Genomic DNA, 22652 nt, shown 5'->3' on the forward strand with positions numbered 1-22652 from the left:
TATAGATACTGCAATTGGCAATAGCAGTCTATCATTTTCAAATTTTCAAATTTTCAAATTGTTTAATAATTGTCTTTACCCACGCCGGATGCGTATTTAAACAGGGAATTAAAGTAAAAGACTCACCACCCGCATGCATGAAAGTTTCTTTTCCTTCCTCACCTATTTCTTCAATGGTTTCGAGACAGTCGCTGATAAAGGCCGGACAGGCTACCAATAATTTTTTAATACCTTCTCCCGGCATTGCTTCGAAACGCTTATCTGTAAAAGGTTCCAGCCAGCCTTTGCCCAATCTTGATTGAAATGAAATACTGTATTTCTCTTTGGGTATACCTAATTTTTCAGCTACCATTTTGGTAGTTACCACCAATTGATGCCGGTAACAGGTGGCATGTGCAGATGATACTGTTTCGCAACAGTTGTTTACCTGCAGACAATGACAGCCTGTAGTATCGCTTTTGCGGATATGCCTTTGAGGGATACCATGATAGCTGAATAAAATATGGTCGTAATCCTGTTCCAGATAAGGATGTATAGATTGTGATAATGCGTCAATATAATCTGCATCATCATAAAAAGGCTGAATGACATTGAGCTTAAAGGGATAATTACCCTTTACATGCTGTTCTTTGGCATATTCTACTGCCGTTTCATAACTGCTCATCGCATAATGCGGATACAAAGGCAGCAGTACCACTTCTTCCAATCCGGGATGATCTTTGATCAATTGATCATATGCCTGTCGGGGTGAAGGATTTCCATAACGCATGGCTATGGCTACCGGCTCAGTAATTTTATGTTGTACCGCTTCCTGCAATTGTTTCGTGAGTACAATCAGTGGCGAACCCTGATCTGTCCAGATGCTTCGGTAAGCTTCCGCAGATTTAGGCGCCCGAAAAGGAACAATGATACCCCTCACAAGCAAACTGCGAACGATATAAGGAATGTCAATTACACGTCCATCCATTAAGAATTCATTCAGGTATCTTCTTACGTCTTTTACAGATGTGGAATCGGGAGAGCCCAGGTTCATCAGTAAAAGTGCACGCTTCGCATTTGTTGCCATAGATCAGTTTGAATTTGCAAAAGTAGACTAACAATCTCCATTGTAAAAGGTTCTGTGAGCATTGTTCGCGAAAATGAACGAGTGTTAGGCAGAATTAGATTTATTTTCAAGGAGGAAAACAACCACTCATAGAAAATCCTGACAGAGAAATGACAATGTAATGACGTTTGTCATGTTTTTAAAGAAACCCTGCGGGATACCTTTGCGTACTTATTTGAAGCGAGACCAAAAGAATCGTGGCAGTATATGGAGAAAGGACAATTTTTTGTAGCAGGAATTAACTATAAGAAGACGGATGCCGGCATTCGTGGCAATTTTGCTATTAACCCGGAGCAGTACAGTGTTATCTTACATAACGCCAAACAGATTGGCTTAAAAGAACTGTTTGTTTTAAGCACCTGTAACAGAACAGAAATATATGGCCTTGCCCCTGATGTCAACACCCTTATTCAATTACTTTGCGATGTAACTGTGGGCGATGCAGCCACATTTCTTCAGCGTTGCTATATAAAAAAGGATACCGCAGCATTAGAACACATTTTTTCTGTAGGTGCCGGTCTTGATTCGCAGATACTGGGCGATTATGAAATTGTGGGGCAAATGAAACTGGCAGTAAAATTTTCGAAAGAAAAAGGCATGATCGGTGCTTTTATGGAACGTTTGTTCAACACTGTTTTACAATCCTCCAAACAAATAAAAAATGAAACCGCTTTAAGTGGCGGTACTATTTCTGTTTCATTTGCGGCGATCCAGTTTATTCGTGAACAACTGACCGATACCAGTAATAAAAAAATCGTTTTGCTGGGTACGGGAAAGATAGGCCGCAACACCTGTAAGAATCTTGTTGATTATTTAGATACCCGCAATATCACACTCATCAACAGAACAGAAGAAAAAGCGATTGAACTGGCTGGCAGCATGAAACTAAGTCATGCTAACTGGAGCCGGATGGAAACAGAAGTAAACGATGCAGATATTGTGATTGTAGCTACCAATGCAGAGAAGCCTATACTTACCTGCGCTAATGTTCAGTCAGGCCGTTTAAAAATACTGATCGATCTTTCGATTCCCAATAATATTGATCCTGCACTGGCACAGGAGGATAATATATTACTCGCCAATGTAGATGATCTTTCAAAGATCAATGATCAAACACTTCGCAAAAGAAAAGCCGAAGTTCCCAAAGCAATGGCTATCATTCAGCATCATATGGATGAATTTGCTGTATGGACCAGTCAGCGTCGCCATGTTCCTGTACTCAAAGCAGTGAAGCAGAAATTACATGATATGCATTCCTGTGGATTATTTTTAACTTCACAGAGAGCAACTGAAGATATTAATACAGAAGCCATTCAAAAAGTGGTAAACAATGTAGCCGTTAAAATGCGTAACAGGCACCAGCCGGGTTGTTACTACATTGAAGCGATCAACGATTTCATGACCATCAGTCATTAATCAACCATGGATAAGGTAATCAGAATAGGTACACGCGACAGTCAGTTAGCCGTGTGGCAGGCCACATGGGTACAGGAGCTATTGAAAGAAAAAGGGATAGCTGCTGAACTTGTGTACATTAAAAGCGAGGGCGATATTGACCTGGTTACCCCATTGTATGAAATAGGTGTACAGGGTATTTTCACAAAAACATTGGATGCAGCATTACTCAGTAAAAAAATCGATATCGCTGTTCATTCCATGAAAGATGTGCCTACACAACTGGCAAAAGGAATCAGAGAAGCAGCGGTATTGAAAAGAGCATCATATAAAGATTTACTGGTGTACAAAGATGAGGCAACACCGGCAGCCATTGGGTTCGTGAATGGTGAATGGTCAATGGTGAATAAAGTTTCATTGACCATTGACCATTCACCATTCACCATCGCCACCAGCAGCGTGCGCCGAAAGGCCCAGTGGCTCAACAGGTATCCGCATCACCAGTTCGATAACCTGCGTGGCAATGTGAATACGCGTTTACGGAAACTGGAAGAGAGCAACTGGCAGGGCGCCATTTTTGCGGCTGCGGGGTTGGAAAGAATCAATCTTCGCCCGGAAAAATCCATTGAATTAGATTGGATGTTACCGGCCCCTGCACAAGGCGCAGTAATGATTGTATGCCGTACCGAAGATGAAAATATTTTCGAACAATGCCATCAGCTCAATCATAACCATACAGCTATTTGTGCCACAGCAGAAAGACAGTTTCTGCGTGTACTAATGGGAGGATGCGCAACACCTATCAGTGCGCTCGCAGAAATAGCAGGTGATGAAATCATTTTCAAAGGAAATATTTTATCACTCGATGGACAACAGAAAATAGAAGTCTATAAAAAAACATCTATTGCAGACGCTATAAACATTGGAACAGCAGCAGCCAAAGAAATAACAGAAAAAGGAGGAGCTGAAATTATCAAGGCGATCAGAACAAATGGCAACTAATTTCTCTATATTATGTACACGACCGGTACAACAAATACTGGTAGATGAAGCCGCTCAAAAAGGCATACATCTACAGGTTAATCCTGTAATTGATACCGAGCCTGTAGTAGATATTGATGTTCAACAGGAAGTGGAACAAATTGCTTTACAATATGCCACGGTAGTATTCACCAGTATGAATGCCGTTGAATCTGTCATTACCATGCTTGACCAACAGGTTCCGGAATGGAATATCTATTGTATGGGCCACACCACTGCACAGATCATCAAAGAATATTTCGGAGAGCAGTCAATAGTTGGTACAGGAAACAATGCTGCCGATCTTGCCGATGTCATTATTGAAGCAGAAGAAACCGATGAAGTGGTTTTCTTTTGCGGCGATCAGCGAAGAGAGGAACTACCCGCTAAACTTGCTCAAGCTGGTATAGACGTAAATGAAGTGGTAGTGTACAGAACCATTCCGTTATACAAAAAAATTGAACAGGCTTACGATGCGATCCTGTTCTTCAGTCCAAGTGCTGTAGACAGTTATTTTAAATTAAATAAAGTTGCGGCCCACACTGTTTTATTTGCCATCGGGCAAACAACAGCAGCGGCTATTAAACAATATTCAAACAATAAAACAATCACCGCCAATACACCGGGGAAAGATGAACTGGTGAGGAAGGCGATTCATTACTTGAGTGAGGCCTGAATGGTGAATTGTCAATGGTGAATTAAAAGGATATTCACCATTGACAATTCACCATTGACCTCACCATTCACATAACCTCTATGCTACAAAACGATCTACTCCTCCGAACCCTACGTGGTGAAACAACTGAAAGAACACCCGTGTGGATGATGCGCCAGGCTGGACGCTACCTCCCTGAATACATGGTACTGCGTGAAAAATACGGGTTCTTTGAACGCTGCCAGACACCGGAATTGGCCTGTGAAATCACTTTGCAACCGGTAGATATTGTAGGTGTAGACGCTGCTATTTTGTTTTCAGATATTCTCGTTGTACCACAGGCCATGGGTCTTGAAGTACAATTAATTGAAAGCAAAGGCCCCGTTTTACCCGACCCGATAAAAACAGCCAATGATCTCAATCGCGTTCGCGTACCAGATGTAGATGAAACTCTTGGTTATGTTTTTGATGCCATCAAACTCATCAAAAAAGAATTAAACGGTCGCGTTCCTTTGATTGGTTTTGCCGGTGCACCTTGGACATTACTATGTTACATGGTACAAGGTAAAGGCTCTAAAACATTTGACGAAGCCAAAGCATTTTGTTATACCCAACCACAACTTGCCCATCAGTTATTACAAATGATAACCGATACCACTATTGCTTACCTCAAAGCACAGGTAAAAGCAGGTGCAGATACAGTTCAGCTATTTGATAGCTGGGGAGGATTATTAAGTCCGGCCGATTTTGAAAATCTTTCGCTCAGATATATACGCCAGATTGTTGATGCGGTAAAAGAAGATGTACCTACCATCGTCTTTGCAAAAGGCGCATGGCATAGTCTCGACAGCATGGCCGCTACCGGTGCGCATGGTCTTGGCATCGACTGGTGTATTAAACCAGCACTGGCCAGACAGTTTGCGGGTAACAATGTTACGCTCCAGGGCAATTTTGATCCGGCAAAATTATTATCCCCTATTCCTGTCATCCAGAAAGAAGTAAGAGAAATGTTACAGGCATTCGGACCGGGTAGGCATATTGCCAATCTCGGCCATGGCATACTTCCCAATGTACCTGTAGACCATGCCAGGGCATTTGTGGATGCAGTGAAGGAATTTAAACATTCGTGAATGCTGAATGGTCAATGGTGAATACAAATAAGATTGCCGATTCACCATTGACCATTCACGAACCAATAAGTTATGATCAAAGACCAATGGATATCCTTCATTCACCAGTTACAGGATGATATTTGTTCTGCGCTGGAGAAGGCAGACGGAAAAGCAAGATTTCAGGAAGACAAATGGGAACGCCCTGAAGGTGGTGGTGGACGTACGCGTGTCATCAGCAATGGTGATGTGCTGGAGAAAGGCGGCGTTAATACTTCCATTGTTTTTGGTGAAGTAACCGATTTGATGCGCACTCAATTAAAAATCAATGGTCATAGCTGGTTTGCCTGTGGACTGAGTTTGGTCATTCATCCTTATAACCCTTTTGTGCCTACGGTACATTGCAATTACAGGATGTTTGAATTGTATGATGAAACAGGTGCAGTGATCGACAGATGGTTTGGTGGCGGAACCGATCTTACTCCTTATTATTTATTTGAAGAAGATGTAAAACATTTTCACCAGACTTATAAAGATGCCTGCAATCAGTTCGACAATTCTTTTTATCCAGCATTCAAACATGAGTGTGATGAATATTTCGTTAACTGGCATCGCAACAAAGAAAGAAGAGGCTTAGGCGGTATTTTTTATGACTACCAGCGTCCGGATGCAACTAAAGATGTTCATTTCTGGATGGATTTTGCCAAAGTATGTGGTTATGCATTCATAGAGAGTTATATTCCCATCGTAGAAAAAAGAAAACACAGCAGTTTCAGTCCTGAAAATAAATACTGGCAGGAGATACGCAGAGGCAGGTACACAGAATTTAATCTGGTACACGACAGAGGAACTATCTTTGGATTGAAAACCAATGGCAGAATTGAAAGTATTTTGATGAGTCTTCCACCAACAGTCAGGTTCGATTATAATTATCAACCAGTGGAGGGTTCAGAAGAATGGAAATTGTTACAGGCTTGCCTATACCCAAAGGAATGGATTTAAGGATATCAGATCGCAGATGTCTGATGTAATATATCTGCGATCTGACATCTGACATCAATAAATAAATCAACTATGTTTTTACAGCGACGCAATCGAATTCTTCGCCAATCTCCTGCTATTCGTGCAATGGTGGCAGAAACTATTCTGACCCCGGCAGATTTTATTGCTCCTTTATTTATTGATGAAGGACAAAATCTGAAAACAGAGATCAATTCTATGCCTGGTTATTACCGGATGTCACTTGATTTAACCGTAAAAGAAGTGAAATCATTATGGGAAATGGGTATTCGTTCTGTGCTGCTTTTCATCAAGTGTAAAGACGAATTAAAAGACAATACCGGAAAAGAAGCCTGGAACAAAAACGGATTGATGCAACGCAGCATCAAAGCTATTAAAGATGCCGTTCCGGGAATGGTGGTCATGACAGATGTTGCATTGGATCCTTTTTCTTCCTATGGACACGATGGTATTGTAAAAGACGGTGAAATTGTGAATGATGAAACTGTTGAGGCTTTGGTAAAAATGAGTATCAGTCATGCAGAAGCAGGTTGCGATTTTGTTGCCCCGAGTGATATGATGGATGGCCGTATCGGCGCCATCAGAACCGGACTGGAAGAAACTGGTTTTACCAAAGTGGGTATCATGAGCTATAGTGCCAAATATGCTTCCTGTTTTTATGGTCCATTCAGAGATGCATTGGACAGTGCTCCCGGATTTGGTGATAAGAAAACCTACCAGATGGATTTTGCGAACAGAACAGAAGCCATCAAAGAAACCATGATGGATGTAGAGGAGGGAGCAGATATTGTAATGGTTAAACCAGCCATGGCTTATCTCGACATTATTCGTGAAGTAAAAAATTCCGTGGAAGTACCTGTAAGTGCTTACCAGGTAAGTGGTGAATATGCCATGATAAAAGCAGCTGCGAAAATGGGCTGGCTGAATGAAGAAAAAGCAATTGTAGAGAGCCTCACTTCTATCAAACGAGCAGGCGCTGATTTGATAGCTACTTATTTTGCAAAAGATGCGATCAGGTTGATAGTGAATAGTCAGTAGTGAATAGTGAGTTAAAATATTTGCGGTAAATACGTAGAAAAAAACGGCTTGTTGTTTTTATTTTCAGGCAAACTGTCCGTATGTTCTTACAACTTGCCCATACCAAGCTAATTATATTTTCAAAATCAAAGGATTTGATACTTGAATCTTATAAACTAACAAAGTTGTTTCCGGGAGATGAAAAATTTGCATTATCTCAGCAAATCAGAAGGGCATCATGTTCTATACATCTGAACATTGCCGAAGGCTGTTCCAGAAAATCTAAAATAGAGAGAACCCGATTTTTTGAAATTGCCAGAGGATCATTAATTGAAGTTGATACAGCTTTTGGAATTGCTATTGATTTGGAATATATACCTCATGAAAAGTTAGACAGGATTAAAGTGTTAATTATTGAAAATTTTAAAATATTATCAGCCATGTGTAGTTAGGTATACTGACTACTCACTACTGACTACTCACTACTATGTACAATAAAAGCATTTCTCTTTTCCAACGCGCACTACAATCGATTCCTGGTGGCGTAAATTCGCCTGTACGGGCTTTTAAAAGTGTAGGTGGCACACCCATTTTTATTGAAAAAGCCAAAGGTGCATATCTCTATGATGCCGATGGTAATCGTTACATCGATTATATCGCTTCCTGGGGACCCATGATTTTGGGGCATGCCTATGAACCCGTTGTAAAAGCCATTCAGGAAAAAGCTGTATTATCTACTTCTTATGGTGCGCCAACAGCATTGGAAATTGAAATGGCGGAACTTATTAAAAGCATGGCACCCAATGTTGATCTCATCCGTATGGTAAGCAGCGGAACAGAAGCCTGTATGAGTGCTTTGCGTTTGGCCAGAGGATATACGGGCAGAAATAAATTCATCAAATTCGAAGGCTGTTACCATGGTCATGCAGATGCTTTTCTGGTAAAAGCAGGTAGTGGTCTTGCTACATTCGATATCCAGACTGTACCAGGTGTTACAGGTGGTGTTTCCAATGATACATTAACCTGTGCATATAACGATCTCGATGCAGTTCGTTCATTGGTATCTGCACACAAAAACGAAATTGCCGCCATCATTATTGAACCTGTTGCCGGTAATATGGGTTGTATCCTTCCTCAACCAGGCTTTCTCGAAGGACTCAGACAAATTTGTAATGAAGAAAGCATCGTTTTCATTTTTGATGAAGTGATGACAGGCTTTCGTCTGGCTGGCGGTGGTGCTCAAGAAGTATTAAACATTGATGCCGATCTGGTAACCTATGGAAAAGTAATTGGCGCCGGTATGCCGGTAGGTGCTTTTGGTGGTAAGCGTGCCATCATGGAAAAAATTGCACCATTGGGTAATGTCTACCAGGCGGGCACTTTAAGCGGCAACCCCATTGCCATGATTGCCGGTTATACATTATTGAATGAATTAAAAAATAATCCAACCATCTACCAGGAGTTGAATGATAAAACTGCTTACCTGCATGATGGACTGAATAAAGTACTGGCTGCTTCCAATATCCCCTATGTCATCAACAGAAAAGGGTCAATGATCAGCATTCATTTTAGTGAAAAGCCTGTTACAGATTTTGCATCAGCAGCATCGGCCAATAACAGTTTATTCAATCAATATTTTCATGCCATGCTCAAACGTGGTGTTTACTTACCTCCATCAGCTTTCGAAAGCTGGTTCCTGAACAATGCACTGAGTTATGCTGATTTGGATGCTACGATTCAGGCAACGGCTGATAGTCTGGGAGAAATTGTGTGATTGCGTGAATGGTCAATAGTGAATAGGTATATATACGGTATACTTTTTAGTATTTAACGCATTTCTTTGCAGGTTTGCTATTTAATCGTTGATAACATTTTATTTTGAAGTAGTAACAATAATTCAATCATGTTTCTACTTCTTAATCATCAATCGCTTGATCTATATACAACATCAAGAATTTTTGTAAAAGAGTGCTATCATCTAACACGTTATTTACCAATTGAAGAACGGTTTGGCATTAGTAGTCAGATTAGACGAGCCGCTACTTCTGTACACCTAAACATTGCTGAAGGAGCTTCCAGAAAATCACCGATTGAGAGAAGAAGGTACTATGAAATTGCCAGGGGATCTATAATAGAAATCGATGCAGCACTAGATATTTTAAATGATTTACATTACTTGAAAGAGTTTCAGCTTGATAGGCTTAGAGAATCAATGATTCGCTCTTTTAAAATACTATCTGCTTTGATTAAAACAGTCAATTGATCATTCACCATTGACCATTCACGACAGACCAGTATCTTTACTCCATGAAACTCACGTTCTTCTCCTCTCAACCATACGACCGCCTATTCTTTGAGCGGTTCAATGATGCTTTGGGATTTGAGTTGAATTTTCTTGACCTAACATTAGATGAAAACACGGCGTCCCTGGCTAAAGGGTCTGATGCTGTTTGTGTATTTGTGAATGATAAAGTGACGGCCTCCGTCATTTCTTCATTAAAAGAAAATGGTATTAAAGTCATTGCACTTAGGTGTGCGGGTTTCAATAATGTTGACATAGAAGCCTGTCGCCAACAAGGGATCCATGTTTGCAGGGTACCGGCCTATTCGCCTGAAGCGGTCGCTGAACATGCCGTAGCCATGATACTCACACTCAACAGGAAAACACATAAAGCTTATAATCGTGTTCGCGAACAGAATTTCTCTTTAAATGGCTTACTCGGTTTTAACCTGCATGGAAAAACAGTGGGTGTAATCGGAACGGGGAATATTGGCAAAGCTTTTTGCAGGATCATGTCAGGGTTTGGCTGCACAGTTAAAGCTTTTGACCTGGTTGCCAATAAAGAAATGGAATCTATCGGTGTTACCTATCATCCATTGATTGAAGTATTACAAGCTGATATCATCTCCCTTCATTGTCCTTTGAATGATCAAACCCGTCACCTGATCGGACCAGAAACCATCCAGTACATAAAAAAAGGGGCCATGCTCATCAATACGGGCAGGGGCGCATTAATCGATACCAAAACCATGATACAGGCGCTGAAAAATGGGCATATCAGTGCGCTTGGTATGGATGTGTATGAACAGGAAGAGAAGCTGTTTTTCAGGGATTTATCAACCAAAATCATCCAGGACGATGATATCCAGCGTCTGATGAGCTTTCCTAATGTACTGATCACCGCTCATCAGGCCTTTTTCACCGATGAAGCCCTCTCCCAAATTGCAATTACTACGTTAAATAATGTGTTCCAATTACTAAAAAACAGTAATTTGAACGATCAGGCTGCGTTATTGGTTTAATTTTAGTCTATAAGAGTATACTAAAGAAAAGGCATTATGAATAAGTTCAATTCCAGATGGGTGCTCCTGTTATCAGCGGTTTTGTTCCTTTGGGCCTGCCAGAAAGAGGTAAGCAAGGAAGGAACAGGACTTGGCGGTACTGCCCAGGGTTCGCTAACAGATAGTTCTGGCTCCTGTAAGGATGCTGATGTAAGGGGAGATTATGTGATTGACCAGGCATTAACCGACAGCAACTATGTGATCATTAAAGTGAATTTCACGCTTCAGGGTAAATACAAAATATACACCGATACTGTGAATGGTATGTGGTTTATTGATTCCGGTTTTGCCTTAACAACAGGACCCGCCACAGTAAAACTGAAAGGTCATGGCAAACCCATTCTTCCTAACCGTGCCGATTTTGTACTCACTTTTAACGGCAGTTTCTGTGCCTTCTCTGTGGTAACAAGTACAACCGGTGGTTCATCTGGCGGCGGCACAAGCACCGATTATTTTCCCAACACTTTAAATTCTAACTGGACCTACGAGTATTTACCAAAACTTGGTACACTCGATACATTCAGGGCTACAGTAACCAACCAGACTGTTTTGTTCGACAATAAAGTATTTAAACAGTATGATACCAATCCATTAGGAGAAGCTTATTATTTCTCGAAAGACAATGCCGGTAATTACTATGCATTGAGCACGACCGATTTTGATTACTTATTTATTTTTGATTCGATACCAAACTCATTCATATCTTATCCTTTCCTGAAAGACAATGTACCAGTTGCTACTACCTGGGAGACTGCTGAATATGGAAAAGTAAAACTTGGTGTAGAAGTAGGGGTAACTAAAGCGGTGTTTACCATTATGGGCAAAGGCATTACCTATGCTGTTTTAGGAACTACTTATTCTGATGTCATCAGTGTAAAAAGGGTCATTCATTTCAAACCCGACGGGGGCAGCTACCGATCGGTAGTAGAAGGAACTGCCTACTATGCAAAAGGTGTAGGCTTAATAGATCAGGTTATTCCTGCTGCAAACCAGTCTGTTTCTATTAAAAGAAAACAGGTTTTTTAGTTTAGCGACCTTTTGTCAGCTATTTTTTGGCCACAGATTCACAGATGAATAGTTACAATCTGTGAATCTGTGGCCAAAAAAATGTAAAGAGGTATGCTATTCAATTAAAATATCTGTGTCTTATCATCCACCACAGATTTCGTTTCCACTGTTGAGTGTTTTTCTTCCTTAGTATGTTTGAAGAATTTATTCTGAAAAAGCAATATGACAATTACGCCTGCTGAAATAGCAGCATCGGCCAGATTGAATACCGGACGGAAAAATTCAAAATCATCTCCACCAAAAAAAGGTACCCAGGCAGGATATTTTGCATCGGTAATAATTGGGAAGTAAAACATATCAACTACTTTACCATGTAACAAACTCGCATATCCTCCACCAGAAGGGAAGAGTGTTGCTACATTTTGTGTAAAGGGATTGCTTTGTTCAAAGATGAGGCCATAAAACAAACTATCGATCAGGTTACCCAATGCACCGGCATAAATAAGTCCGGCACAAATCATAAAACCCTTATGGTAATTTTTCTTCAGGAAATCGCGTAACAGGAAGGTTCCCCATACTACAGCCACCAGTCGGAATAAAGTGAGTGCAATTTTACCAAAACCTCCCCCGAACTTCCAGCCCCAGGCCATGCCCTCATTCTCTACAAAATGCAGTCTGAACCAGTCGCCCAGCACTTTATGTTCCTCACCGGCATAATAATTCAGTTTGATATAGAATTTCAATGCCTGATCGGCTACAATAATGGCCAGAATCAATAAAAACAGATGTTTTCCTTTCACTTCCTGATTAATTTATACTGGGCAAAGATAGGGGCTGAACAAACAAGTATTATAATGCCCACGATGGGGGTATGTTAAAACAAGGGACTATTCCTCCACATATATTCTTTTCACCCGTTGGCTGATGCCTGTCATGATCTCATACGCAATGGTGCCTGTTGCGGATGCCAGTTCCTGTACCGGAATCTGCTTGCCAAATACTTCCACTTCGTCGCCTTCCATGGCTTCGGGTATATCTGTTACATCTATCATGGTCATATCCATACACACATTTCCGATAACCGGTGCCTTTTTATTCTTCAGCCACATATATCCATTGCCATTACCCAGCGATCGGCTGTAACCATCCGCGTAACCAATCCGCACGGTGGCTATACGACTGTTTCTGTTGACAATTCCTTTCCGGTTATACCCCACGGTTTCTCCAACCGGCACCTGTCTGATCTGTGCTATGGTTGATTTGAGTGTGATGACAGTTTGTAATGATAGCTGGTGTTCGTTTGCGCTATCAACACCATATAAACCAATGCCCAATCGCACCATATCAAACTGGTATTCTGGATGACGGAATATACCAGCCGAATTAGCAATATGCTGTATGAAAGGGTAGCCCAGCATCTGTTGCATTACTGCAACGGCTTTTTTAAACCTCTCTACCTGAACCGCAGTAAAATCATCGAGCAAAGTATTTTCACTGGCCGCCAAATGACTCAGTACCGATTTTACAGCCATGGAACCCTGCCTATTGATCATTGTGGCCAAAGCTTCTGCTTCTGCAATTTCAAAACCCAGCCTGTTCATGCCCGTGTTGAATTTGATATGTATAGGATATTGCGTTATTGCCTGTTTCTCCAGAAACTGGTGAAAGGAATGATAAATACCAAAAGAATATATTTCGGGTTCAAGGTTATATTGAATCATGGCATCGAAACCAGCTTCATCAACATTCATCACCATAATGGGCAGACTGATACCTGCTTTACGTAATTCAACACCTTCATCTGCATAGGCCACTGCCAGGTAATCTATCTTATGAAATTGTAATATTCTGGCCACTTCTGCCGTACCACTTCCATAGCTGAATGCTTTTACCATGGCCATGAGCCGGGTGCTGGGAGCAAGAAATTGCTGGTAGGCTTTTAAGTTATGTGCCATAGCGGTAAGGTTTACCTCCATTACCGTTTGGTGTACTTTCTGTTCGAGCCACTGGCTTATTCTTTCGAAAGAGAAAACACGGGCTCCTTTCAGTAAAATGTATTCATCCCTGAACTGGTTCAATGATGCTGTTTGAAGAAAAGCCTGCGTAGAGTCGTAACAGTCAATCTGTAATTCAGCCGCAATTTTTTTCAGCATTGGTTCCTGTGCTATGATTGCTGAACCAATACCAATCAACCTGTTGATTCCACGCTTTACCAATTGCTTCACTATTCCATTGTATAAATCCTCTGACAGTTCTCCACTTTGTAATATATCTGACAGTATAAGTGTTGTTTTGTTCTTGCCTGCTTGCTGCACCAGGAAATCGAGTGCCAGTTCAAGTGAAGCTGTATCATTACTATAGCTGTCGTTCAGCAGATAACAGTTGTTCGCTGCTTTTTTTAACTGCATACGCATGTCTACCGCTTCAAGTAATAACATACGCTGTTCAATCCATTGATGGTCGTAACCTTTCAGCATAAGCACACACCAACAGGTAATGGCGTTGTCAATGGATATTCTGTCTGCAAAGGGTATGGTGATCTGTATATTTTTTGATTGCCAGACAGCACTGATCAATGTTTGCTGAGGCGACTGTTCTTCTGACTGAATAACGAGGTCTGCTCCTTCTGCCCTGCTCCATGCAATCAAACGAACGGTATTTTTAAACAACATTTTATCCTTACCTGCCGGATCGAAAGAAGCTCCAATGGCATCTTTACAATACACAAGACTGTCTACTTCAGTAAATAGTTGGGCCTTTTCTTCCGCTTTCTCCTGTTCGTTTTTGAAACCCTCTGCGTGTGCAGCACCTACATTTGTCCATACGCCAATAGTAGGTTGAATAATTTTTTGTAAAACATTCATTTCAGCTTTCTGTGAAATACCTGCTTCAAATATGCCAAGGCTATGCGAGCTGTTGAGTTGCCATACACTCAGCGGAACACCTATCTGTGAGTTGTAACTGCGTGGACTTCGCACAATCTGTTCTTCTGTATGCAATAACTGGTAGAGCCATTCTTTCACAATGGTTTTACCATTACTTCCTGTAATACCAATAACGGGTATATTAAATTGTGTGCGATGATGGGTGGCCAAAGCCTGTAATGCTTTTAATACATCTGACACAGCAAGAAAAACAGCTTGTGGAAACTGGCCCGCTATAATTCTATTCTGCTGAACTACAAAACAACGCAATCCTCTTTCGTATAATTCAGCAATAAAATCATGTCCGTCTCTGCGTGGGCCTTCTATAGCAAAAAACAATGTAGCATCCGTGAAAACGAGTTTACGGCTGTCGGTGAGTAAATGCAGGATGCTTCTTTCATCTGACGGTATTTCGTCAGCCTGAATAACCCTTGCTATATGTTGAAGAGAATACGACAATGCTATAAACTATCATTTTAAGATCAGATAGAACCATCGTGTACATCCTGTGGAGCTCCTTTTTTACTCGCAAACATGGAGTAAAAAATAGATCCGGCAATACACAATACAATCAATCCCAGTGATATAAACACCTGTGTCGATTTATCAATCCACATATTGATATAGTGTTCACCAAGCATTTTTATACCAATAATCACCAATACAATCGCTATACCCTGTTGCAGGTAATCGAATTTTGAAACGGCACCTCGTAACAGGAAGAACAGGGAGCGCAACCCTAACACAGCAAAAATATTCGACGTGTAGATAACTAACTTGTCTCTTGAAATACCCATTACTGCGGGAATAGAATCGAGTGCAAACACCAGGTCAATTGAAGCAAGTAATACCACTACCACAAACAAAGTCGTGTATAAGGGTTTACCATTTTCTCTCACTACATATTTACCATCGCCATCATGCGGGGCCAGTGGCAGATAGGTTTTAAGGAAACGGTATATTTTAGTATCCTGTGGTTCAAATTCTTTTTCCTCGCTGGTGGTAAACATTTTATAACCGGTATATACCAGGAACACGCCAAATATGTACAATACCCAGTGAAACTTATCTACCAATGCCACACCAATGGTAATAAACAATACCCTGAATACAATTGCCATCAGGATACCGATCAGCAACACCCTTGAATAGTATTTCTCTTTTACTTTAAAAGAATTGAAAATAAGGATGAAGACAAAAATATTGTCGATACTCAGGCTCCATTCCATGAGGTAAGCACTCAGGTATTCCAGTGCCAGTTTCTGGCCTTCTTCTACCCACATAAACACAAAGAAACCAAGTGCCAGCGTTACCCAAAAGAAAGTTTGTTTGAGTGCCTGCTTGATGGTAATCTGCGCATTTTTCTTACTCAATAAGCCGAGGTCAAATACCAATGCCAATACCAATACAATTCCAAAAACCAGGTAAACGATCTGATGAGTTGTCATGAAAGAGAATTATGCCGTAAAGATAGCGTTCCGGGCCATCGCAGACGCTTAAACGCTGTATTTCTTTTTCCTTCTCCACTGCAAAATGAAGCCTGCTACTGTTAGCAACAAAAGCGGTGCTACAATATTGACCCATTGCCAGGTACTTTTTTGGGTAGCTATTTTTTCTTTATCAAGTAATCTGAGTACAATGCTTTTATTTCTGCTTTCAAATAAACCATTATTGCTTACCAGGTAGTCTACACAGTTCAGGAAAAATTCACGGTTGGCAAATCTGTATCCTTCAAAGGGCAGTTCCCCCATGGGTAAAGGGCCTGCAGTATTACTTACTGCATTGGTTACAATATCTGCATCCGATACCACAATCTGTTTACCGGGCTTGGCAGCCTGTCTTAAAAAAGGTCGGTTGGTGGTTCTTTGAACTGAATCCATCAATGAAGCACTTGCCCTGTTGGCAAACAACGACTGAAAAGCTCCTTCCAGTAATACAGCCACCGGAACAAAACTTTTATTGAAACTACGCAGGTCTTCTTCATTACTCACGCTGTTAACAGATACGATGGCAGGTGAAGAAATGCGACGACTATTCGTATCAGATGTCAGCAGTATTGTTTTCTGTATTCCCGGTGCTTTTACCGTATCGATGCTGGAGGGAAAAACAGGTAATACCCTGTCTATATTTTTTGAAATCGGGTTATCGGTTTGTGATGCAAGAAACGGATAATATGGCCAGGGTACCCGTTGCATGTTGGGTGACCCATCCGGATTGCGACCCACCACAATGGGAATTTTGGAACAGTTCAGGTCCTGCAGCAAATCTCCGTTAATACGAACCCCATATTTGAATAAAAGGTCATCAATATCAAGTCCGCGGTCGAAAGCAGTGTATTCGGCCTGGCTTCTCATCAGGCTATCCAGTTCTGCGTGTAGCTTATCTACAAACCAGAGCAGCTTACCACCATTCATGACATACTGATCGAGTTTCAGTTTATCTTCTTCAGTAAATGTTTCTGTAGGTTTTACAATGATCATTGCATCAATCATTGCAGGATCGGGGTATCCCTGTTTCAAATCGAATACAGCCAGCCGGTAATCGTTTCGAAGGCTTTCACCCAGATCATTTACTTTCAGGTCAACAGGTTCACCATTTCCTACGAGATAGGCAATGGTAGGAATTGTTTTCCTGGTGAGTTTATCAATGGCATTGGCGAATTTGTATTCGAGCAATGCTTCTGCTGCATTTCTTGTTGCTTCTTTGTCTTCCAGCGGCTCTACATCATTCATCACATTGTATTGTCTGAATACTTTCCGGCTACTCCGCAGATCAACGGCAACGGGCTTCCTGTCTCCGTATACAACGAGTGCCGATGGCACTATGAGTTGTGCGGTTGACTTATCGGTACTTGTTATTTCGCTTCTTTCAAAAACAACACCCAGTCGCGCAAGGCTGTCATATAAAACTGCTCGTGCGGTATCATCAGATAGATATTCTCCTGGTTTTTCAAATTTTACCCGGATCAGGTTACCTGAAAGTGATTTAAAATCATCCAGCAATTCAGCAGTCGCTACAGATAGTTTTTTATAATCGGCGGGTAATTCACCTGTAAGAAATACATGTATTTCGATGGCTGTATCCAGATTGGAAAGTAATTGTTTGGTAGAAGAAGTCAGGCTGTATCGTTTGTCGGCAGTAAGATCGGTTCTGAAACCAATGCCTGCAGACAGATAGATCACTAACAATAATGCAGTCAGTACACCCAGCCAGCCATATTTATGTTGCAACAATTTCTGCATGATTTATCTTTTCAACAGGTTTCTTTGGGTGAGGAATAAAAAGAAGCCGATCAGACCTGCGAAGTAAATCAGGTCGCTGATGCGAATAACACCCCTGCTGATGCTGCGGTAATGAAAACTGATACCCAGCATTTCGAGGTAATAGTCGATACCACCACTAAAGGCAGATAATTTACTTACTGCATCAAATCCATTGTACAGCAGGAAGCAAACAAATGCACCTGCAATAAATGCCACAACAGTGTTATTGGTATAGCTGCTGGTACAAATACCAATAGCCGTAAAAACAGCTCCCAATAAAAGGAGACCTATATAACTACCGATGGTTGCTCCTACATCTATACCACCGGTAACACTCAATGCCTGTATGGAAAAAGCATAAATAATGGTAGGCAGTATGGCACAAAAAACAATCAGGATGGAGCCGAAAAATTTGCCCCATACCAACTGACCCGGGGTCAGCGGAAGGGTTCTTAGTATTTCGAAATTACCCAGACGGTATTCATCGGAAAAACTTCGCATCGTAATGGTGGGTACTATTAACAGGAGTATCCAGGGTGCGAGGCTGAAAAAACCGGAAAGACTGGCATATCCAAATTCAAGTATGCTGGTGTCGGGGAATACAAACAACATCAATCCATTGATCAGCAGAAACACAGCTAGGGCTATATAACCAGTGAGGCTGCTGAAAAATTGTTGCCATTCTTTTTTGCAGATGATCCACATGGTGTCAAAACTAATTGTTCTATGGCATACGAATACCGTTCCTGTATATTTTATGTGTTCTTTATGGAAACTTTTCAAAAAAGCATCCTAACAAAAAGTAGCCATATGAAACTAAAATTGACATTATTATTGATGTGCCTGTTGGGGGTAGGTTTATTTACACAGGGGCAGGATAAACCTTCAAAACCCGTCAAAGCAGATAAGGTTGTAGTAGCTGACGGAAAAGACGCGATACCTGTTATCGTAAAAAGTGATAAAAAATCGAAAGTCAGAAAGCCACCACCACCGCCGCCCGTTGAACCACCACCTACTGTAATTCGTAAGCCGGAGCAACCTGCACCACCGCCACCTCCGGAAAAGGTTAAGATTAAAGTAAATAAGCATATTCCACCACCCCCACCACCTCCGGCTAAACCAAAGCCACCGGTAAAATCAGTTCCGCCGGATGCACCAGTTGCACCCGATAGCGTTTAGGCATTTGTTTCTACAAGTGCTGTTGGTTTTTGGAAAGAGGCCCGGGTTATTCCGGGCCTTTGTTCACTACCCATAAAAAAAGCCCGGTGATACCGGGCTTCTAAAATTTTTCTTTTGTTTTACACCGCAAAACTCTCACCACATCCGCAACTTCTGCTGGCATTGGGGTTGTTAAAATAAAACCCTTTACCATTTAATCCATCAGAGAAATCTAATTCTGTATTGACGAGGTATAAAAAGCTTTTCAGATCGGTTACAACCTTAACACCATTGTCTTCAAATACCTGATCCATAGGTTTGATTTCATTGTCGAAATCGAGTTTATAACTTAACCCTGAACAACCTCCACCTACAACACCCACACGCAAAAAGTAGGAAGTATCACCAGATACACCTGCTTCTTCCATCAGCTGCTGCACTTTCTTTTTTGCCTTATCGCTTACGTATATACTGTTTTCTGTTGCTACCATTTGGCTAATAAGTTAATGGTTCATGATTAATGGCTTCACATTAACATCATGCTGGTTAGTGTACGCCTTTCTCTTCAAATACCAACTCCTCTAAACCGTTCTTTTTACGGTAGTCGTTGATAGCGGCTTTAATAGCATCTTCTGCCAGTACAGAACAGTGAATTTTCACCGGAGGAAGATTCAGTTCTTCTACCAGATCCATATTATCAATCTGTACTGCCTGGTCAACAGTTTTGCCTTTCAGCCATTCTGTAGCCAGTGATGATGATGCAATAGCCGATCCGCAACCAAAGGTTTTGAATTTGGCATCGGTAATAACACCTGTTGCATCGTCTACTTCAATCTGGAGACGCATAACGTCGCCACATTCCGGTGCACCCACCAGACCGGTACCTACATTTGTTTTTGCCTTATCGAGCGTACCCACATTTTTGGGGTTATTGTAATGATCGATTACTTTTTCTGAATATGCCATGGTTGAAAATTTGAAAATTTGAAAATTTGAAAATTTGAAAATGGAGACGCACTTTTGTTCACCGGGTAATTCAAAAATCATTTTCAAATTTTCAAATTACCTCATTTTCAAATTATCAATGGTGTGCCCACTCAATGCTGTTCAGGTCGATACCTTCTTTGAACATTTCCCAGAGTGGACTCATTTCCCTTAGTTTTAAAACCGTTTCACTTACCGCTTTGATGGTGTAGTCTATCTGCTCTTCTGTGGTAAACCTTCCTAATCCAAAACGCAGCGAACTGTGTGCCAGATCATCACCCAGACCCAATGCTTTCAGCACATAACTGGGTTCGAGTGAAGCAGAAGTACAGGCTGAACCAGATGACAGGGCGATATTTTTATTAAAGCCCATCATCAGACCTTCACCTTCTACATATTTAAAAGAAATATTGCTTACATGCGGCAGGCGATGTTCACGGCTTCCGTTCACATAAGCTTCTTCCAGTTGTAATAAAGCTGTTTCGAGTTTGTCACGCAGCTTGCTCAATCTTGCAGCATCATCTGCCATTTCCAGACGGGCCAGTTCACAGGCTTTACCAAAGCCTACAATACCTGGCACGTTCAGGGTACCGCTACGCATTCCTCTTTCATGTCCGCCACCGTCCATTTGTGCGGTTACTTTTACACGTGGATTTTTTCTGCGTACATACAATGCACCTACACCTTTAGGACCATACATTTTATGACCGGTAAATGCCATGATATCAATACCATCTTTATTTACGTCTACCGGAATTTTACCTACGGCCTGAGTACCATCGGTAAAGAATAATACACCGTGCTTGCGGGCAATAGCGCTGATTTCTTTTACAGGCTGTACCACTCCGATTTCGTTATTGGCATACATGATGGCAATAAGGATCGTTGTTGGTTTGATAGCAGCTTCCAGTTCTTTCAGGTCAATCAATCCTTCCGGATTCACTTCCAGGTAAGTTACCTCACCACCCGAACGTTCAATATGTTTACAGGTATCGAGTACCGCTTTATGTTCTGTTGTACAGGTAATGATATGATTACCCTTACTGGCATACATTTCATACACCCCTTTGATACCCAGGTTGTCCCCTTCTGTGGCACCTGAGGTAAAGATGATTTCTTTCGGATCGGCTCCAATCAGTTTAGCCACCTGTTCACGGGCATAATCAACGGCTTCTTCCGCCTGCCATCCGAATGGGTGGTTACGACTTGCCGCATTACCAAAATGCTCGGTGAAATAGGGTATCATCGCTTCCAGCACGCGCGGATCCATGGGCGTGGTGGCGTTGTTGTCAAGGTAAATCGGTAATTTCAACATAATGCACAGAAATTTGCTTGCTTGTAAATACAAAAATACGTCAATCGGTTTATACTTGCGGAACTGAAACCCGCTTCCCGGGCTTTTTTTCACAAATCGAAAGCCCTCAATTAAAACAAAGAACTATGTTAAAAGTTGAGCATATTGGCCTGGCTGTCAAAAGTTTTGCTGAATCCATTCCCCTGTTCGAACAATTGCTGTCAACCCCCTGCTATAAAACCGAAGCCGTAGCGTCTGAAAAGGTCAATACCGCTTTTTTCCAGGTAGGTGAAACCAAGATAGAATTGCTGGAAAGTACCGATCCGGATGGAGTAATTGCCAGATTCATCGAGAAAAAAGGGGAAGGCATGCACCATATTGCCTTCGAAGTAGCTGATATTGAAGCAGAAATGGCGCGTTTAAGGGACCTGGGCTTCCAATTACTGAACGAAACCCCTAAAAACGGAGCCGATAATAAACTGGTCTGCTTTCTTCATCCCAAAGGAACAAATGGGGTGTTGATTGAACTGTGCCAGGAAAGGAGAGAATAAAACAGAGAAACAAAGGAATATTCAAACAGGGAAATTTCTTTACCTAAACATTGGAAATTCTTCCGTTTCTGTGTTTCTCTGTTCTTCTGTTTTCTACTGCAACCCCAGCTTTTCCACTGCTACCTGAGCTGCTACCTGTGAAGCATCTTTTTTATTATATCCTTTTCCGATGGATAATAATTCACCATCGAGCATGATATGGATGGTGAAAAGTCGGCGGGAGCCTTCCATTTTTTCGTCGGCGAGGTCAAAAGAGAGGGTTCGGCCATGTTTACTGGCCCAGCCAATCAGTTTGTTTTTGAGGTTAATGTCTACCGATTCCAGGTCATCTACAAACATGTGAGGTATCACAATCTGCTTAAGCACCCAGTGCTGGGTTTTTACATAACCTTTATCGAGGTAAACAGCTCCCACTACGGCTTCGAGTGTATTGCCAAAAATCTGGCTGCCTTTGAGTGAGCTGTCGAATTTGTTATAGAAAGTAAGTTTACGCAGACCCATTTTCAGGGCAATATCATTGAGTTGCTGGCGGTTCACCATTTTACTGCGCATTTCAGTCAGAAAGCCTTCGCCTTTGTATGGGTAACGTTTGAAGAGATAATCTGCTACCACAGCGCTTAATACGGCATCGCCCAGGTATTCAAGTCTTTCATTGTTTTCTTCCGGGGTATCTTTTACGGAACGATGGCTAAGTGCAGTACGATAGATAAGGAGGTTGCCCGGTTTTAAACCCAGTACATTTTTCAACTGTGCCTCAAAAGAGGCATCGGGTGATTTGGATGAAAAAAGTCGCTTTAAAAACTGCAC

General features: G+C 41.5%; 23 protein-coding genes. 13 read left to right on the forward strand and 10 right to left on the reverse strand.

Annotated features, from left to right (window positions below; all coding sequences use genetic code 11):
* Positions 1-37: 37 nt before the first annotated feature.
* Positions 38-1066, reverse strand: a complete 1029-nt coding sequence (hemH, locus tag ACH3Z1_RS01930; protein ID WP_490820149.1) for a ferrochelatase — start codon at positions 1064-1066, stop codon at positions 38-40.
* Between the two features lie 246 nt (positions 1067-1312).
* On the opposite strand from hemH, the gene hemA reads away from it, so the two are divergent.
* The 11 genes from hemA to ACH3Z1_RS01985 all read left to right on the forward strand — a co-directional run bounded on the left by hemA (position 1313) and on the right by ACH3Z1_RS01985 (position 11689).
* Complete coding sequence (gene hemA, locus ACH3Z1_RS01935) at positions 1313-2521, forward strand: glutamyl-tRNA reductase (RefSeq protein ID WP_490820150.1); 1209 nt, start codon at positions 1313-1315, stop codon at positions 2519-2521.
* 6 nt (positions 2522-2527) lie between these two features.
* The gene (gene hemC / locus ACH3Z1_RS01940) at positions 2528-3502 is read left to right on the forward strand and encodes a hydroxymethylbilane synthase (protein WP_490820151.1); all 975 of its coding nucleotides are present in this window, start codon (positions 2528-2530) and stop codon (positions 3500-3502) included.
* Complete coding sequence (locus ACH3Z1_RS01945; protein WP_490820152.1) at positions 3492-4196, forward strand: uroporphyrinogen-III synthase; 705 nt, start codon at positions 3492-3494, stop codon at positions 4194-4196. The genes hemC and ACH3Z1_RS01945 overlap by 11 nt, the downstream gene beginning before the upstream one ends.
* 80 nt (positions 4197-4276) lie before the next feature.
* A complete protein-coding gene (gene hemE / locus ACH3Z1_RS01950) occupies positions 4277-5305 on the forward strand; it encodes a uroporphyrinogen decarboxylase (protein WP_490820153.1) in 1029 nt (342 codons plus the stop codon).
* A 72-nt stretch (positions 5306-5377) separates the two neighbouring features.
* Positions 5378-6286, forward strand: coding sequence for an oxygen-dependent coproporphyrinogen oxidase (gene hemF / locus ACH3Z1_RS01955; protein ID WP_490820154.1), 909 nt, complete (start codon positions 5378-5380; stop codon positions 6284-6286).
* A 72-nt stretch (positions 6287-6358) separates the two neighbouring features.
* Positions 6359-7342: a porphobilinogen synthase gene (gene hemB / locus ACH3Z1_RS01960; protein ID WP_490820155.1), complete on the forward strand. Its 984-nt coding sequence runs from the start codon at positions 6359-6361 to the stop codon at positions 7340-7342.
* Between the two features lie 80 nt (positions 7343-7422).
* Positions 7423-7773: a four helix bundle protein gene (locus ACH3Z1_RS01965; protein ID WP_490820156.1), complete on the forward strand. Its 351-nt coding sequence runs from the start codon at positions 7423-7425 to the stop codon at positions 7771-7773.
* 35 nt (positions 7774-7808) lie between these two features.
* The gene (gene hemL / locus ACH3Z1_RS01970) at positions 7809-9095 is read left to right on the forward strand and encodes a glutamate-1-semialdehyde 2,1-aminomutase (protein WP_490820157.1); all 1287 of its coding nucleotides are present in this window, start codon (positions 7809-7811) and stop codon (positions 9093-9095) included.
* Positions 9096-9224: 129 nt separating this feature from the next.
* A complete protein-coding gene (locus tag ACH3Z1_RS01975; protein ID WP_490820158.1) occupies positions 9225-9584 on the forward strand; it encodes a four helix bundle protein in 360 nt (119 codons plus the stop codon).
* A 44-nt stretch (positions 9585-9628) separates the two neighbouring features.
* On the forward strand, positions 9629-10624 hold the full coding sequence (locus tag ACH3Z1_RS01980) for a 2-hydroxyacid dehydrogenase (protein ID WP_490820159.1): 996 nt from the start codon (positions 9629-9631) through the stop codon (positions 10622-10624).
* 36 nt (positions 10625-10660) lie between these two features.
* The gene (locus ACH3Z1_RS01985; RefSeq protein ID WP_490820160.1) at positions 10661-11689 is read left to right on the forward strand and encodes a hypothetical protein; all 1029 of its coding nucleotides are present in this window, start codon (positions 10661-10663) and stop codon (positions 11687-11689) included.
* 104 nt (positions 11690-11793) lie between these two features.
* On the opposite strand, the gene ACH3Z1_RS01990 is transcribed toward ACH3Z1_RS01985, so the two are convergent.
* The 5 genes from ACH3Z1_RS01990 to ACH3Z1_RS02010 form a co-directional block, all read right to left on the reverse strand.
* Complete coding sequence (locus ACH3Z1_RS01990) at positions 11794-12471, reverse strand: lipoprotein signal peptidase (protein ID WP_490820161.1); 678 nt, start codon at positions 12469-12471, stop codon at positions 11794-11796.
* Positions 12472-12558: 87 nt separating this feature from the next.
* Entirely contained in the window at positions 12559-15054 is a 2496-nt protein-coding gene (locus tag ACH3Z1_RS01995; RefSeq protein ID WP_490820162.1) for a bifunctional UDP-N-acetylmuramoyl-tripeptide:D-alanyl-D-alanine ligase/alanine racemase, read from the reverse strand.
* A 23-nt stretch (positions 15055-15077) separates the two neighbouring features.
* Positions 15078-16043 carry a TerC/Alx family metal homeostasis membrane protein gene (locus ACH3Z1_RS02000; protein ID WP_490820163.1) on the reverse strand — a complete coding sequence of 322 codons (966 nt, stop codon included), beginning with the start codon at positions 16041-16043 and terminating at the stop codon, positions 15078-15080.
* Positions 16044-16091: 48 nt separating this feature from the next.
* Positions 16092-17837 carry a gliding motility-associated ABC transporter substrate-binding protein GldG gene (gene gldG, locus ACH3Z1_RS02005; protein WP_490820164.1) on the reverse strand — a complete coding sequence of 582 codons (1746 nt, stop codon included), beginning with the start codon at positions 17835-17837 and terminating at the stop codon, positions 16092-16094.
* Between the two features lie 3 nt (positions 17838-17840).
* Positions 17841-18563, reverse strand: coding sequence for an ABC transporter permease subunit (locus ACH3Z1_RS02010; RefSeq protein WP_490820165.1), 723 nt, complete (start codon positions 18561-18563; stop codon positions 17841-17843).
* Positions 18564-18668: 105 nt separating this feature from the next.
* On the opposite strand from ACH3Z1_RS02010, the gene ACH3Z1_RS02015 reads away from it, so the two are divergent.
* A complete protein-coding gene (locus ACH3Z1_RS02015; RefSeq protein WP_490820166.1) occupies positions 18669-19037 on the forward strand; it encodes a hypothetical protein in 369 nt (122 codons plus the stop codon).
* 119 nt (positions 19038-19156) lie between these two features.
* On the opposite strand, the gene ACH3Z1_RS02020 is transcribed toward ACH3Z1_RS02015, so the two are convergent.
* From ACH3Z1_RS02020 to ACH3Z1_RS02030, 3 genes are all read right to left on the reverse strand, one after another.
* Positions 19157-19507: a HesB/IscA family protein gene (locus tag ACH3Z1_RS02020; RefSeq protein ID WP_133473391.1), complete on the reverse strand. Its 351-nt coding sequence runs from the start codon at positions 19505-19507 to the stop codon at positions 19157-19159.
* 55 nt (positions 19508-19562) lie between these two features.
* Positions 19563-19982 (reverse strand): Fe-S cluster assembly scaffold IscU, encoded by a 420-nt coding sequence (gene iscU, locus ACH3Z1_RS02025; RefSeq protein ID WP_133473392.1) that lies wholly within the window; start codon positions 19980-19982, stop codon positions 19563-19565.
* Positions 19983-20097: 115 nt separating this feature from the next.
* Entirely contained in the window at positions 20098-21315 is a 1218-nt protein-coding gene (locus ACH3Z1_RS02030; protein WP_490820167.1) for an IscS subfamily cysteine desulfurase, read from the reverse strand.
* Positions 21316-21440: 125 nt separating this feature from the next.
* On the opposite strand from ACH3Z1_RS02030, the gene mce reads away from it, so the two are divergent.
* The gene (gene mce / locus ACH3Z1_RS02035; protein WP_490820168.1) at positions 21441-21845 is read left to right on the forward strand and encodes a methylmalonyl-CoA epimerase; all 405 of its coding nucleotides are present in this window, start codon (positions 21441-21443) and stop codon (positions 21843-21845) included.
* A gap of 93 nt (positions 21846-21938) precedes the next feature.
* On the opposite strand, the gene rnc is transcribed toward mce, so the two are convergent.
* Positions 21939-22652, reverse strand: coding sequence for a ribonuclease III (gene rnc / locus ACH3Z1_RS02040; protein WP_490820169.1), 714 nt, complete (start codon positions 22650-22652; stop codon positions 21939-21941).

This window comes from Sediminibacterium sp. FW305-C-49 (assembly GCF_058231085.1).

What these genes read in the sequence shown, in the direction of transcription:
- ACH3Z1_RS02000 (WP_490820163.1), bottom strand. Translation starts at nt 16,043, where the DNA reads ATGACAACTCATCAGATCGTTTACCTGGTTTTTGGAATTGTATTGGTA.
- ACH3Z1_RS01980 (WP_490820159.1), top strand. Translation starts at nt 9,629, where the DNA reads ATGAAACTCACGTTCTTCTCCTCTCAACCATACGACCGCCTATTCTTT.
- hemF (WP_490820154.1), top strand. Translation starts at nt 5,378, where the DNA reads ATGATCAAAGACCAATGGATATCCTTCATTCACCAGTTACAGGATGAT.
- ACH3Z1_RS01945 (WP_490820152.1), top strand. Translation starts at nt 3,492, where the DNA reads ATGGCAACTAATTTCTCTATATTATGTACACGACCGGTACAACAAATA.
- hemE (WP_490820153.1), top strand. Translation starts at nt 4,277, where the DNA reads ATGCTACAAAACGATCTACTCCTCCGAACCCTACGTGGTGAAACAACT.
- ACH3Z1_RS01975 (WP_490820158.1), top strand. Translation starts at nt 9,225, where the DNA reads ATGTTTCTACTTCTTAATCATCAATCGCTTGATCTATATACAACATCA.
- mce (WP_490820168.1), top strand. Translation starts at nt 21,441, where the DNA reads ATGTTAAAAGTTGAGCATATTGGCCTGGCTGTCAAAAGTTTTGCTGAA.
- gldG (WP_490820164.1), bottom strand. Translation starts at nt 17,837, where the DNA reads ATGCAGAAATTGTTGCAACATAAATATGGCTGGCTGGGTGTACTGACT.
- hemC (WP_490820151.1), top strand. Translation starts at nt 2,528, where the DNA reads ATGGATAAGGTAATCAGAATAGGTACACGCGACAGTCAGTTAGCCGTG.
- hemB (WP_490820155.1), top strand. Translation starts at nt 6,359, where the DNA reads ATGTTTTTACAGCGACGCAATCGAATTCTTCGCCAATCTCCTGCTATT.
- hemH (WP_490820149.1), bottom strand. Translation starts at nt 1,066, where the DNA reads ATGGCAACAAATGCGAAGCGTGCACTTTTACTGATGAACCTGGGCTCT.
- hemA (WP_490820150.1), top strand. Translation starts at nt 1,313, where the DNA reads ATGGAGAAAGGACAATTTTTTGTAGCAGGAATTAACTATAAGAAGACG.
- ACH3Z1_RS02030 (WP_490820167.1), bottom strand. Translation starts at nt 21,315, where the DNA reads ATGTTGAAATTACCGATTTACCTTGACAACAACGCCACCACGCCCATG.
- ACH3Z1_RS01965 (WP_490820156.1), top strand. Translation starts at nt 7,423, where the DNA reads ATGTTCTTACAACTTGCCCATACCAAGCTAATTATATTTTCAAAATCA.
- iscU (WP_133473392.1), bottom strand. Translation starts at nt 19,982, where the DNA reads ATGGCATATTCAGAAAAAGTAATCGATCATTACAATAACCCCAAAAAT.
- ACH3Z1_RS01985 (WP_490820160.1), top strand. Translation starts at nt 10,661, where the DNA reads ATGAATAAGTTCAATTCCAGATGGGTGCTCCTGTTATCAGCGGTTTTG.
- ACH3Z1_RS02015 (WP_490820166.1), top strand. Translation starts at nt 18,669, where the DNA reads ATGAAACTAAAATTGACATTATTATTGATGTGCCTGTTGGGGGTAGGT.
- ACH3Z1_RS02010 (WP_490820165.1), bottom strand. Translation starts at nt 18,563, where the DNA reads ATGTGGATCATCTGCAAAAAAGAATGGCAACAATTTTTCAGCAGCCTC.
- ACH3Z1_RS02020 (WP_133473391.1), bottom strand. Translation starts at nt 19,507, where the DNA reads ATGGTAGCAACAGAAAACAGTATATACGTAAGCGATAAGGCAAAAAAG.
- hemL (WP_490820157.1), top strand. Translation starts at nt 7,809, where the DNA reads ATGTACAATAAAAGCATTTCTCTTTTCCAACGCGCACTACAATCGATT.